Origin of the sequence: Amycolatopsis sp. lyj-346 (genome assembly GCF_046548975.1) — a bacterium.
Taxonomy (GTDB): Bacteria; Actinomycetota; Actinomycetes; order Mycobacteriales; family Pseudonocardiaceae; genus Amycolatopsis.
In genome coordinates this window covers 102,920-116,375 of the sequence record NZ_JAJPWT010000020.1, presented here as the reverse complement: position 1 = coordinate 116,375, position 13,456 = coordinate 102,920, and the positions used below count along the sequence as shown (strand labels likewise).

10 protein-coding genes are annotated in these 13,456 nt (G+C 73.1%); 4 read left to right on the top strand and 6 right to left on the bottom strand.

From position 1 onward, the window contains the following. Positions 1–102 precede the first annotated feature (102 nt). Both ACLJQE_RS39475 and ACLJQE_RS39470 read right to left on the bottom strand, forming a co-directional pair. Positions 103–1,872 (bottom strand): MFS transporter, encoded by a 1,770-nt coding sequence (locus tag ACLJQE_RS39475; RefSeq protein WP_410644740.1) that lies wholly within the window; start codon positions 1,870–1,872, stop codon positions 103–105. A gap of 217 nt (positions 1,873–2,089) precedes the next feature. Continuing rightward, the gene (locus ACLJQE_RS39470; RefSeq protein ID WP_410644739.1) at positions 2,090–3,544 is read right to left on the bottom strand and encodes a PLP-dependent aminotransferase family protein; all 1,455 of its coding nucleotides are present in this window, start codon (positions 3,542–3,544) and stop codon (positions 2,090–2,092) included. 28 nt (positions 3,545–3,572) lie between these two features. Between ACLJQE_RS39470 and ACLJQE_RS39465 the strand changes: the two genes are divergently transcribed. Then, positions 3,573–4,355, top strand: coding sequence for an L-histidine N(alpha)-methyltransferase (locus tag ACLJQE_RS39465; protein ID WP_410644738.1), 783 nt, complete (start codon positions 3,573–3,575; stop codon positions 4,353–4,355). An 88-nt stretch (positions 4,356–4,443) separates the two neighbouring features. Here ACLJQE_RS39465 and ACLJQE_RS39460 read toward each other — a convergent pair whose 3' ends face one another. After that, positions 4,444–7,692 (bottom strand): tetratricopeptide repeat protein, encoded by a 3,249-nt coding sequence (locus tag ACLJQE_RS39460; RefSeq protein ID WP_410644737.1) that lies wholly within the window; start codon positions 7,690–7,692, stop codon positions 4,444–4,446. Between the two features lie 241 nt (positions 7,693–7,933). Continuing rightward, the gene (locus ACLJQE_RS39455; RefSeq protein ID WP_410644736.1) at positions 7,934–8,662 is read right to left on the bottom strand and encodes an alpha/beta fold hydrolase; all 729 of its coding nucleotides are present in this window, start codon (positions 8,660–8,662) and stop codon (positions 7,934–7,936) included. Between the two features lie 109 nt (positions 8,663–8,771). On the opposite strand from ACLJQE_RS39455, the gene ACLJQE_RS39450 reads away from it, so the two are divergent. From ACLJQE_RS39450 to ACLJQE_RS39440, 3 genes are all read left to right on the top strand, one after another. Continuing rightward, positions 8,772–10,025, top strand: a complete 1,254-nt coding sequence (locus ACLJQE_RS39450; protein ID WP_410644735.1) for a cytochrome P450 — start codon at positions 8,772–8,774, stop codon at positions 10,023–10,025. After that, complete coding sequence (locus tag ACLJQE_RS39445) at positions 10,025–10,918, top strand: LysR family transcriptional regulator (RefSeq protein ID WP_410644734.1); 894 nt, start codon at positions 10,025–10,027, stop codon at positions 10,916–10,918. Before ACLJQE_RS39450 ends, ACLJQE_RS39445 begins: the two co-directional genes overlap by 1 nt. Before the next feature lie 93 nt (positions 10,919–11,011). Next, a complete protein-coding gene (locus tag ACLJQE_RS39440) occupies positions 11,012–11,821 on the top strand; it encodes an SDR family NAD(P)-dependent oxidoreductase (RefSeq protein ID WP_410644733.1) in 810 nt (269 codons plus the stop codon). A gap of 18 nt (positions 11,822–11,839) precedes the next feature. On the opposite strand, the gene ACLJQE_RS39435 is transcribed toward ACLJQE_RS39440, so the two are convergent. Both ACLJQE_RS39435 and ACLJQE_RS39430 read right to left on the bottom strand, forming a co-directional pair. Continuing rightward, a complete protein-coding gene (locus ACLJQE_RS39435) occupies positions 11,840–12,652 on the bottom strand; it encodes a carbon-nitrogen hydrolase family protein (protein WP_410644732.1) in 813 nt (270 codons plus the stop codon). Continuing rightward, entirely contained in the window at positions 12,649–13,428 is a 780-nt protein-coding gene (locus ACLJQE_RS39430; protein WP_410644731.1) for a DUF1295 domain-containing protein, read from the bottom strand. The genes ACLJQE_RS39435 and ACLJQE_RS39430 overlap by 4 nt, the downstream gene beginning before the upstream one ends. Positions 13,429–13,456: the final 28 nt, after the last annotated feature.

Here is a 13,456-nt window from a genome sequence, read left to right as displayed (position 1 = left end):
TCATTGACAATTGCGTCATTCGGCCTACTTCTCACGACTGGCCGCTTCCCGGACGCGAGAAGGCGGGGCGCCACCCGGCACCCGGCCTTCTCGAAACCAGCTTCAGCGCTCGGTCGAAGGCGACACCAATTCGCTCGGCCCGCCGCTCGACTCCCCCGCCACCGCCGCCAGTTCTTCGCCCGCCGACTCGCCGTTCTCCGGGCGGGCGTCCTTGGTCAGCAACGATGCCACCGCGCCGATCAGGCACACCACGATCGCGAAGCCGAACGCCACCGCCAGTCCCGACTGGAACGGGCCCGAAATCAAGTTCGGGAAGAAACTGCGGCCCGTCAGGAACGACGCCTGGTCCGGCGGCAGGGACGACAGCTGACCGCCCAGGAGCTGCTGGATCGGGTTGTAGCCCAGGAATGCCGCGAACAGCACCGCCACCGCCGGGAGGTTGGCGATCTCCGCCGCGGAGGCCGCCGGGACGCCGTGGTCGGTGAGGCCCTGGCTCATCGTCGACGGCAGGCTCGAGGACAGGCCCGCGATGATCAAGCTGAAGAAGAAGCCGATCGACAGGACCATCGCCGCGTTCTGGAACGTCGTCATCATGCCCGCGCCGGAACCGCGGGCGTCGGCCGGCAGGCTGTTCATCACCTCGGCGCGGTTCGGGGAAGCGAACATGCCCATGCCGATTCCGTTCAGCAGCAGGATCGCCGCGAACGCCCAGTAGTCGAAGTTCACCGGCAGGAGGATCAGCAGCAGGAACGTCACGGCGGTGATGAGCAGGCCGCCCGAAGCGAGGAAGCGGCTGCCGATCCGGTCGGACAGGATCCCCGACGCCGGTGCCGACACCAGGAAGCCGATCGTCATCGGGAGCATGTAGATGCCCGCCCACAACGGCGTCTGCTCGAACGTGTAGCCGTGCTGGGGCAGCCAGATGCCCTGCAGCCAGATGATCAGGATGAACTGCAGCCCGCCGCGGCCGAGGGAGGCCGTCAGGTTGGCGACGTTGCCCCAGGTGAACGAGCGGATGCGGAACAGCGACAGGCGGAACAACGGGTTGTCGACCTTGGTTTCGATGACCACGAAGGCGACCAGCACCGCGGCGCCGCCGAGCAGGCAGCTCAGCACGAACGGGCTGCCCCAGCCGGTCGGCGAGGAGCCGTGGGGCTGGATGCCGTAGGTGATCCCGACCAGCACCGCGATCAGGCCGACCGCGAAGGTGATGTTGCCCCACCAGTCCATCCGCGCGTGCTTGCGGACACCGGTGTCGTGCAGCTTGAGGTACGCCCAGACCGTGCCGATCACGCCGAACGGCACCGACACCAGGAAGATCAGGTTCCAGTCGATCGGGGCCAGCACGCCCCCGACGACCAGGCCGAGGAACGAGCCCGCGATGGCCGCGACGCCGTTCATGCCGAGCGCGAGCCCGCGCTGGTTGGCCGGGAACGCGTCGGTGAGGATCGCCGAGGAGTTCGCCATCAGGAAGGCGCCGCCGACGCCCTGCACGATCCGCCAGCCGATCAGCCACAACGCGGCCGCGTCGCCGTCGAACCAGGTGACGGCCAGCATGATCGACGAGACGGTGAAGACGGCGAAGCCGAGGTTGTACATCCTCGCGCGGCCGTACATGTCGCCGAGCCTGCCGAAGCTCACCACCAGCACCGCGGTGACCACGAGGAAACCCATGATCATCCACAGGAGGTAGCTCGTGTTGGCCGGTTCCAGGGGGTTGATGCCGATGCCCTTGAAGATGTCGGGCAACGCGATCAGCACGATCGACGAGTTGATCGTGGCGATCAGCATGCCCAGCGTCGTGTTGGACAGCGCGATCCACTTGTACCGCGGCCCCAGTTCCGCGATCGAATACGTCCGGCGTTCCGCCACTGTGCAACCTTTCTGCTCGCCAATCCCTTAGCTAGGCTAAGCAACTTGCTTGCGTATGGCAACCAACAGCGCAGAACGCATGGGAGAGCGTGATCACAGTCGCTTGACTGTCCTTTGAGGACCCTTTACGAGAGGGCGGCCGGGTTGTGGACAACTCGGCCGCGCGGCCCCGAAACTGTCGGTGCTTGCCGGTAACGTTGAAACCGGGGGTCCCCCCTCACGGCGAGGGCCTCACCAGCCGCCCGAGCACGGCCACTCCCTCGGCGATCTCCGTTGCCGTTCGCGCCGCGTACCCCAGCACCAGGCCCGGCCGTCCCGGACGTTGCCGGTGCCACGAAAGCGGCTGGACCTTCACCCCCTCCGCCAGCGCGGCCGCCGCCAGCTCGACGTCGTCCACCTCCGCGTCGAACGTGATCGTCAAGTGCAGCCCCGCCGCCGCGCCGTGGACCACCGCCGAGGGCAGGGCAGCCGATACCGCGCGGATCATCGCGTCGCGGCGACGGCGGTGGCGTCCGCGCACCACCCGCAGCTGCCGCTCCAGCTCGCCCGTCTCCATCAGCCTGGCCAGCACCAGCTGGGCCAGCACCGCGTTGCCGAGGTCCGCGAACCGCTTGGCGGCCACGAGATCGGCGAAGAACCGCGGCGGCGCGAGCAGCCAGCCCACCCGCAGCGCGGGCGCCAGCAGCTTCGACACGCTGCCCGTGTAACACACCTCCGGCAGCATCGACCGGACCGCGGGCACCGGCGCCCGGTCGTAGCGGTGCTCGGCGTCGTAGTCGTCCTCGATGACGATGCCGCCGTCGGCGGCCCAGCGCATCAGCTCCCGGCGGCGCTCGCCGCCCAGGACCACGCCCGTCGGGAACTGGTGGGCCGGGGTCAGCAGCACCGCCGGGGCATCCAGGGACGCGACGCGCACGCCGTCGTCGTCGACCGGGACCGGTGGGGTGGCCAGTCCGCAGTGCTGCAGGTGCTGCCGGGCGCCCAGCGAACCCGGGTCCTCGACGGCCACCGAAAGAACTCCGTGCTGCCGCAGCACCTCGCCCAGCAACGTCAAGGCCTGCGCCACCCCGGCCACCACGATGATCTCGCCCGGGTCGGCGCGGATCCCGCGGTTGCGCGCCAGCCAGCGCGACACCGCCAGCCGCATCGAGGGCGCGCCGCGCGGGTCGCCGTAGCCGAAGTGGGACGGCTCCAGCTCGTCCAGCACCGCCCGCTCGGCACGCAGCCACGCCGCCCGCGGGAACGCCGTCAGGTCCGGGACGCCGGGGGTGAGGTCGATCCGGGCCGACGCCGCGCGGACCGCGTCGAAGACCTCCGCGCCCGGCAACGCCGTGATCACCTTCGAAGGCGGCCGCGAAGGCGAGGGATCCGGCGGCAGCACGGGCGCGGCGACGATGACCGTCCCCGCCCGGCCGCGGCCCGCGGCGTGGCCGTCGTCGATCAGCCGCTGGTAGGCCTCGGTGACCACGCCGCGTGACACGCGCAGCTCGGCCGCCAGCACCCGGGACGCGGGCAGCCGTCCGCCGACCGGGAGCCTGCCGTCGGCGATCGCGGTGCGCAGCTGCCCGGCGAGCCAGTCCGCGAGCCCGCCCGGCGGCGCCTCGCGGACGTCCAGCTGGAGGAAGTCCGACCCTATGGACCACTCTGAGGCCGCGGTTTTGGCTCTGTCCATCGGGCCATTGTCGCAGCAGGCTAGCCTCATGGACACCGCTTACGTGCACGGATACACCGACCCCGAAGCCCGCCGCCTCGGCGACCAGGCCGACACGCTCGCCGAGCTCCTGCACGCCGGGACGGCCTACCCCGCCGGGAGCCGGGTGCTGGAGGCCGGCTGCGGCGTCGGCGCCCAGACCGTCCACCTCGCGGCCCGCAGCCCGGACGCGCACCTGACCGCGGTCGACGTCTCCGCGGCGTCGCTGCGGCAGGCGAAAACCCGGGTCGACGGCGTCGACTTCCGGCAGGCCGACCTGTTCGACCTCGACGGCGAGTACGACCACGTCTTCGTCTGCTTCGTGCTGGAACACCTGCCGGAGCCGGAGAAAGCCCTCGCGCACCTGAAGACCCTGCTGCGGCCGGGCGGCACGATCACGGTCATCGAGGGCGACCACGGGTCGGCGTTCTTCCACCCGCGCAGCGAGCCCGCCCAGGCCGCGATCGACTGCCTGGTCCGGTTGCAGGCCGACGCCGGCGGCGACGCGCTCATCGGGCGGCGCCTCCACCCGCTGCTGACCGGCGCCGGGTTCGGCGACGTCACCGTGGAACCGCGGACGGTCTACGCCGACGCGTCGCGGCCCGAGCTGGTCGCCGGGTTCACGCGCGACACCTTCACCGCGATGGTCGAAGGCGTCGGCGCGACCGCCGTCGCCCGCGGCCTGGCCACCGAGGACGGCTGGGCGCGCGGGGTCGCCGACCTGCACCGCACCACCGGGCCGGACGGGACCTTCCACTACACGTTCTTCAAGGCCACCGGGAGCAGGCCGTGAAGCCCCGGCCACGGCTCGCGGGCAGCACGAACGTCGTCGACCGGGACCTGCAGCGGCTTGAAAACGATCTCGCCGCCCGCGAGCCCGGCTACCCCGCGACGACGCGCTCCAAGGCCGCCAGGTGGTTCCGGACCCGGATCGCGCCGGGCACGCACTCCCCGGCGTAACAGGCCAGCGCGCGTTCCCAGTGCTCGCGCGCGGCCGCCGGATCGCCGAGTCCACAGTGGACCTCACCGAGGCCGCAGTGGGCGCGGCCCTGTTCGGGACCGCAGCCCGTTTCCTTCGCCGCGGCCAGGGCTTCGCGGTGGTACCGCAGCGCGTCCGACGCCGCGCCGCGCGCGGCGGACAGGCTGCCGAGGCTGTTCAGGATGCGCGATTCCACGCCCCGGTCCCCGCATTCGCGGGCCAGGCTCAGCGCCTCTTCGAGGTGCTGGGCCGCTTCCGCGTGCCGTCCCTCCGCCAGCCGCACGTCGCCCAGGTGCTTGAGCACGACACTGCGGTTGGGCGGGCTGCCCGTCTCCTGCGCGATTTCCAGCGCCCGCGCCAGGTGCGCCGCGGCTTCGGGGTACCGGCCGCGCGCGTGCTCGACGTCGCCGAGGATGCCCAGTGCGTACCCCTCGCTCACCCGGACGCCCATCGCGCGCAGGTGTGCCAGCCCCTCCTCCAGGACCTGGACCGCTTCGTCGTGCCGGCCCAGCGCCGAGAGTGTGTCGCCCAGGTTGACCAGCGCGTAGCCCTCGCTCGTGCGGTCGGCGATCTCGCGCGCCAGTGCGAGGGCCGCTTCGAGGTGGCCGAGCGCTTCGCCGTAGCGGCCGATGCCACGGCAGGAACAGCCGAGCACCACCAGGACCAGCCCCTCGCTGGTGCGGTCACCGGTCTTCCTGGCCAGCGCGAGCGCCTCCGTCGAGTACCGGATCCCGTCGGCGAACCGGCCCAGTGCGCGGCAGACCAGGCCGAGGGTGTTGACGGCGTGGAGTTCGGTGCGCCAGTCGCCGGTCTCCCTGGCCAGGACGAGCGCCTCCTCCAGGTACCGCAGTGCCTCCGGCGACCGGCCGACGCGCCAGTGGCCCAGCGCGATCAGGATGAGCGGCTCGGCCTCGGCGACGCGGTCGCCGGCGTCGTGGGCCAGTGCCGACGCGTGCGTGTGCAGCACCAGCGCTTCCTCGTGGTAGCCACCGACGTCGAGGTAGTGCCACAGGATCCCGGACAGCAGCCGCAGGTGGTCCGGCCAGCCGTGCCGCGTCGCGTGCGCGGCGACCGCCAGGAGGTTGCGGCGCTCGGCCTCCAGCCACGCCTGCGCGTCGATCACCTTCACGTCCGGGTCGGGCACGCGCGGCCGCAGGTGCCGCTCGTGCGGCAGGACGACGTCCATGGCCTGCCCGGCGGAGGAGACGTAGAAGTCGAACAGCCGTTGCTGCGCCTCGTGGCTCTCGGCGGGATCGACGGCCGCGAGCTCGGCGGCGTAGACCCGCAGCAGGTCGTGCAGCTGGACGCGGTCGTCGCCGGTCTGCTGCGCGAGGTGGGCGCGCACCAGGGCGCCGGCCAGCCGTTCCGCCTCCGGCAGCGGGACGCCGGCGAGCGCGGCCAGCGCGGGCGGTGTCAGGTCGCGGCCCGGGTGCAGGCCGCAGAGCCGGAACAGGCGGGCCACGTCGGGGGCGAGGTTGCGGTAGGACCAGGAGAACACGGCGCGGACCGCGGTCAGCGGGTCGCCGCCGCCGTCGAGCAGGTCGAGCCGCCGCCGTTCGTCGGCCAGCTCGGCGGACAGGGCGGCCAGCCGCTCACCCGGCCGGCTCAGCGCCAGCTCCGCGACCAGCCGCAGGGCCAGCGGCAGCCGGGCCGCGTACCCGATCAGCGCCGCGGTGGCCTCGGGTTCGTCGTCGGTGCGCGAGCCGAGCAGCGTCCGCAGCAGGTCGCGGGCTTCGGCCTCGGTGAGCAGGTCGACGAGCACCCGCCGGGCGCCGTGGCGGGCGACCAGCCCGGGCAGCGCGTCCCGGCTGGTCACCAGCACCAGGCAGGTCGGCGAGCCGGGCAGCAGCGGACGGACCTGCCCGACCGAGTTCGCGTTGTCCAGCACCAGCAGCATCCGCCGCCCGGTGAGCGCGGTGCGGAACTTCGCGGCGCGCTCGTCCGGCTCGGCGGGGATGTCCGCACCGGCGACGCCGAGGGCGCGCAGGAACCCCGACAGCGCGTCGCCCGGGTCGACCGGCCGGACCGTGCCGTAGCCGTGCAGGTCGAGGTAGAGCTGGCCGTCCGGGAACTCCGCGGGCGCGCGCTGCGCCCAGTGGACGGCGAGCGCGGTCTTCCCGACCCCGCCGGTGCCGGAAAGCACGGCGATGCGCGCCGCGGTGTCGCCTTCGTCGCGGCGCAGCAGCGCGTCCAGCTCGGCCAGCTGCGCGGCGCGGCCGCGGAAGCCGGGGACGTCGGCGGGCAGCTGCGCCGGCACCCGGGCCGGCGGCTCCGGCGCGGCGAAGTCCTGCCGCAGCACCTGCCGCTGGGCCGCCCGCAGCTCCGGGCCGGGTTCCAGGCCGAGCTCGCCGGCCAGCCGACGGCGCACCTCGTCGAAGACGTCCAGCGCGGCGGCCTGGCGCCCGGACGCGGCGAGCGCCAGCATCAGCTTGGCGTGCGCGGACTCGTTCAGCGGCTCCTCGGCGGTCAGCACCCGCAGCTGCACGGCCGCGTCTTCGGGGTCGGCGACCCCGGCGTAGGCCAGCACGGCCTTGGCGCGCCGCATCCCCAGCGCGAGCCTCGCCGGGTGCTGACGCAGCCGTTCGACGTCGGCGAGCGCCGGGCCGCGCCAGAGTTCGAGCGCCTCCTTGTGGGCGTTGCGCGCGAGGAGCGCCTCGAACCGCAGCAGATCGAGCCCGTCCTCGCCGGCCGCGAGCCGGTAGCCGCCCTTGTCCGTGGCGATGAGCTCGGCGGGCCGCAGCGCCCGCCGCAGCCGCGCGACGTAGGTGTGGAGCAGCTCCAGGCACGACAGCGGCGGCTCGTCCCAGATGACGTCGACGAGGTCCTCGCGCCGGACCGTCCGGTTCGGCTGCAGGGCCAGCAGCGCCAGCAGCAGCCGCTGCTTCTCCGCGCCGATCTCCACCGCCTCGGTGCCGCGCGTCACCGTCAGCGGGCCCAGGACGCCGATCCGCACGGGCTCCGGCGGGGCTTCGGCAAGCGCCTCCCGCAGCTTGCGGGCCGTCTCCGGCCGGGGACGGCGGACGCTGCCGCGCTCGGCGTTGCGCACCGCGCGCAGGCTCAGCCCCGCGCGCTCGGCGAGCTGGGCCTGGGTGAGACCGGCGAGCACACGCCGGTCCCGCAGCCATCCGGCGAACGACAGGCCTTCGTCCACAGGCGTCCTCTCCTGCGTGCCCCGAGCGGAACGTACCTCTTCAGCATCACGATCGTGCCGCCCGATATGTACCACCGATCGGCGAAGATAACCGTTTACGCAGGTACCGGCGGTGACGGCGGTGCGGGGCGGCAGTACAGGCGCTCGTCCACCGCGTGTACCTAGGCTTTCTCGCGTCCGGTGGTGGCGAGGGGTTCGCGGAGCAGCCGTCGCGTGGGGTACGACGGCTGCACCCGGACGTTCACACGCCGAAGCGCTCGAGCAAGGCCCGCACGGCGGCCGGGTCCTCGACGTGGGCGTTGTGCCCGAGACCGGCGAGCGTGACGGCTTCGGGGTCGAGTGCCCGCAGCTGCTCCGGACGGCTCATCGGGTCGTTTTCCCCCGCGGCGAGCACGACCGGGCAGCGCGCCCCGGCCAGCAGGGCCGGCATGTCCGGCGCGCCGAGGCCGAACGCGGCCGGGTCCATCGCGAGGCGCCAACCTCCCTCGGTCTCGCGGAGCCCGGCCGGGTCGGTCGGCGCGATCCCGAGCAGCCCGGACACCTTCAGGTAGGCCTGCTCGGCGTCTTCCCGCGTCGCGAACACCCGGGGCGGCCGGGCCGCGAACGACGCCGCGCGGTTCAGGTCGTCCTGGCTCCACTCGACCTTCACGCCGAGGGCCAGCACGCCGGCGACCTCGACGTCGTGGCGATCGGACGCCAGTTCCAGCGCGAGCACCCCGCCGAGCGAGTGCCCGGCGACGACCAGCGGCCCGCCGTCCGGCAGCGCCCGCGCGACCGCCTCGGCGAGCGTGGCGAAGCTGTAGTGCGGCAGGGGCGCGGACGGGCCGTGCCCGGGCAGGTCGGGCACGAGGACGCGCCGGTCGAGCAGGACGGAGAAGTGGGCCCAGACGGCGCCGGTCGCGCCGAGGCCGTGCAGGAGGAGAACGGCCGGTTCGCCCTTGCCGCCGGTGCGCATGTTGAGCGTGTCCATCCGCGCAGCTTCCCAAACTGTCGATGACACCCGGGGCTTCGCCCCAGGTCGGGGGCTTCGCCACCCGAGCCCCCGAAAGATTGTAGGTGGACACGGCTAGTGTCGGCCCGTGGCGATCACCGATCCGGACACCTATGTGCGAGGTGTCCCGTACGAGGAGCTGGCGCGGCTGCGGCGCGCCGGCCCGGTGGTGCGCGTCGACGATTTCTGGGCCGTGCTGGGCCACGCCGAGGCGCGGCGGGTGCTGCGCGACCCCGCGGTGTTCTCCTCCCAGCTCGGCGGGACGCAGATCCGCGACGCGGCCGATCTGGCGTATGTGCGCCGGATGATGCTGAACATGGACCCGCCGGAGCACGGCCGGCTGCGCGGGCTGCTCACGAAGGCGTTCACCCCGCGCGCCGTCGCGAAGCTGACTTCGCGGATCGAGAGCTGGGCGCGGGAGCTCGTCGCCGCGGTCGCCGGCCGCGGGGAGTGCGACTTCGCCCAGGTGGCGGCCGACCTGCCGCTGCGGACCCTCGCCGGGGTGTTCGGCGTGCCGGAGCGCGACCGGCGGCTGATGTACGACTGGAGCAACCGGGTGATCGGCTACCAGGACGCCGAGTACGCGGTGAGCTCGACGGTTTCCGCTTCCGAGGTGAGCGACCTCGCCCGGGCCGCGCTCGCCGTCCGCCCGGCACCGGGGCCGGACGGGACCATGCCGGACCCGCGGACCCGTGCGGGCATGCCGGACCTCTACGCGTACGCGAACTCCCTCGGCGAGTACAAACGCGAGCACCCGGGCGACGACGTGATGAGCAACCTGATGCGGCACGTCGGCGACGACGGCGGCCGCGTCTCGCTCGCCGAGTTCGAGAACCTGTTCTGGCTGTTTTCGGTGGCGGGCAACGAAACCCTCCGCAACGGCCTGCCCGGCGGGCTGTTGACGCTGCTCTCGCACCCCTCGGAGTACCGGCGGCTGCTCGCCGACCGGTCGCTGCTGCCCTCGGCGGTCGAAGAGATGCTGCGATTCTGGACGCCGGTGACGCACTTCCGGCGCACGGCCGTTTCCGGCGTCCGGCTGTCCGATGTGGACATCGCCGCCGGGGACAAGGTGGTGGTCTGGTTCTCGTCGGCCAACCGGGATCCGGCGGTGTTCGACGACCCGGACACCTTCGACATCGGCCGGACGCCGAACGATCACCTGACCTTCGGCCACGGCCCGCACTTCTGCCTCGGCGCGCACCTCGCGCGGGTGCAGATGCGGGCCATGTTCGAGGCCGTGCTCGACCTGCTCGGCTTCGTGGAGCTCGGCGGCGAGCCGGTGCGGCTGCGGTCGAACTTCCAGAACGGCCTCAAGTCGCTGCCGATCCGGTGGGGCCGCTGATGGAGATCCGGGAGCTGCGGACGTTCGTCGCGGTCGTCGAGGCGGGCGCGATGTCGAAGGCGGCGCGGCAGCTGCACGTGAGCCAGCCGGCGCTGTCCCAGACGATCACGGCGCTCGAGCGGCGGCTCGGCGTCCGGCTGCTGGTCCGCACGAGCACGGGCGTGCAGGTCACCGACGCCGGGACGACGCTGCTCGGCGAAGCCCGCGCCGTGCTCGCGCGCCACGACCAGGCACTGGCCGCCATGGCCCGGCACACCGCGGACGGCGGCGGCGTGCTGCGCGTCGGCGTCCCCCTGGAACTGCCGCCGGACCTGCTTCCTTCGGCTCTCGCGCGGCTGCCGGACACGCGGGTGCAGGCCCGGCACCTGTCGTCGGTGGCGCAGGTGGCGGCGCTGCGGGCCGGCGAGCTCGACGTCGGGCTGGTCCGCGAGCGCCCGGCCGGCCCGGACCTGGACGCGGCGCTCGTGGTGACCGAAGACGTCGGCGTCCTGCTGGCCGCGGACCTGGCGGAGAAGCTGGGCTCGCCGGTCCGGCTGGAGGACCTGGCCGGCCTGGAGTGGTTCGCCTTCCCCCGCGCGGGCAGCCCGGCCTGGTACGACGAACTGGCGGCGATCCTGCGCAGCCACGGCCTCGACGTCGGCCCGGAGGTCCCGGAGGAGCAGCGGCTGATCGTCGAGCTCAAGATCCCGGCGGTCAGCGCGGGCGGGGCGTACGCGTTCGCGCCGCCCGCGTGGCCGTACCCGCTGCCGGACACGGTCCGCTGGGCACCGCTGGCCGGGAACCCGATCGTCCGGCGGACCTGGGCCGTGTGGCCGGCGACGTCGCGCCGCCGGGACGTCGCGGAGTTCGTCGCGGCGCTGGAAGACCATCGGCGGAACGGATCGGGGGTATAAGGAGGGCCGAACACGCATCCGGAAGTCTCGTGCCGTGGTCTCGCTTGCACCCTGCGACCGGGGAAACCCCCCGGGTTTCGGAGGAGTTGAGCGATGACTGCAGTGACATCCGGGGCTTCGCCCCTGGCCGGGGGCTCCGCCACCCGGACCCCCGAAAGAGCTGCAAAACTGTCCGGGTCGACGGCGCTGGTGACCGGCGGAACGAGCGGAATCGGCCGGGCGACGGCGGTCGCGCTGGCCGGGCTCGGCGCGCACGTGCTGCTGTCCGGCCGGGATGCCGGACGCGGCGCCGAGGCCGTCGCGACCATCCGCGCGGCGGGCGGCAAGGCCGATTTCGTCGCGGCGGACCTGAAGGACGCCGCGTCGGCGCGGGCCCTGGCGGCGCGGGCGCGGGAACTGGGCGGGCCGATCGACGTGCTGGTCAACAACGCCGGCGTGTTCCCGGCCGGGCCGACCGCATCCTTCGTCGAGGCGGACTTCGACACGGTGTTCGCGACCAACGTGAAGGCGCCGTTCTTCCTCGTCGCGGAGCTGGCGCCGGAGATGGCCGCGCGCGGCCGCGGCGCGATCGTCAACGTGTCCACGATCGTCGCGACGGCCGGCATGGCGGGCATGGCGGTGTACGGTGCCTCGAAGGCGGCGATCGAGCTGATGACGAAGGCGTGGGCGGCGGAGTTCGGGCCATCGGGCGTGCGCGTCAACGCGGTCAGCCCCGGCCCGACCCGCACGGAAGGCACTGCGGTGTTCGGCGACGGCCTGGACGAGCTGGCGGCGGCGGGCCCGGCGGGCCGCGTGGCGTCCCCGGAGGAGATCGCGGCGGCGATCGCCTTCCTGGCCGCGGGTGACGCGAGCTTCGTCCACGGCGCGATCCTCCCGGTGGACGGCGGCCGCGCGGCGGTGTGAGTCCCAGCTGAGACGGCGTCACCTCAGGAAGGTGACGCCGTCCCGCGGCCGCTCGTCCACCGTCAGCGAGAAGACGTCCGGCCGCGCGTAGTGCCCCGAGACGTCGAGGCTGTGCCGCGCGGCCACGATCTCCGTCAGGTCGATTTCCGCCGTGATCAGGCCCTCCGCGTCACGCAGCGGGCCCGCCAGCACGTCCCCCAGCGGGCCGACGATCACGCTGCCACCGCGGAACGGGTCGTCGCCTGCTGCCTCGTACGGGCACGCGGAAACCACGAAACACCGGCCCTCGTCGGCGATGTGGCGCATCGACGCCTGCCAGACGTCGCGGTCGTCCACGGTCGGGGCGCACCAGATTTCGACGCCCTTCGCGTACATCGCCGCCCGCAGCAGGGGCATGTGGTTCTCCCAGCAGATCGCCGCGCCGGCCCGGCCCGCCGCCGTCGGGACCACCGGGAGCGTCGAGCCGTCGCCGCGGCCCCACACCAGGCGTTCGCGCGCGGTCGGGACCAGCTTGCGGTGCTTGGCGACCAGCCCGAGTTCCGGGTCGAGGAAGACCACCGTGCTGTACAGCGTCGAGCCGTCGCGCTCGATGACGCCCACCACCAGCGTCGCGCCGGTCCGGGAAGCCAGCCCGGCCAACTCGGTCACCTCGGGACCGGGCACGGTCACCGCCGCGGCGAAGTACTGCACGAAGGGTTCCTTGCGCGGGTACCCGCCGAGGACCGCCTCCGGCAGCACCACCAGGTCGGCGCCCCGGATCTCTTCCTCGAAGGCCAGGATCCGCTCGACCGGGACACCGGTCGCGATCTGCAGCGCGGCGACGACCGTCATCCGCGGGCCGGCCACGGGACCACGGCCGAGGTGCGCCGCTGGTAGTCGGCGTATTCCGGGTACCGCGACCTGGTGATGCTCTCGGTGAACCGCGTCGAGCCCACGAACAGCAGCGTCAGCAGGACCGCGCCGGCGACCGTCCACTGCAGACCGCCGGCGACCACCCCGAACGCGGCGACCGCCCACCACTGCGCCTGCTCGAAGAAGAAGTTCGGGTGCCGCGAGTAGCGGAACAGACCGGTCTGCAGGAACCGCGTCGGGGCCCGGCCCGCGTGCTTCTCGCGGTGGAACGCCCACTGCTGCTGGTCGGCGACCGTCTCGCCGGCGAGGAACGCGGCGAACACCACCGCGACGACGACGTCCGCGGCCCCGAACCCGCCGGGGTGCTCCAGCGCGGTCAGCGCGGGGAGCGTGATCAGCAGCAGGATCGCGTTCTGGTACAGCGAGATGAAGAAGAAGTTGAACAGCTGGAACTGCCACGGCGCCATCCGTTCGCGCAGCACCGCCCACCGGTAGTCCTCGCCGCCGGGCGCGTAGCCACCCTTCCGGGCGAAGTTGAACGTCAGCCGGATCCCCCACAGGGTGACCAGCGCGAACAGCACGTCGAGCCGGACGTCGGCGAACCCGGCGGCGCCGGCGAAGATCCCCACGTAGACCACCGGCACGATCGACCAGATCCGGTCCACCCAGGAGTACTCCCTGGTCAGCACCGACACCAGCCAGGTGCCGAGCGTCACCCCGGCGAAGACGTACAGGCACACCCGCAGCGCGTCCATGTGCTCACCTTAGGACCTAGGATCGGCG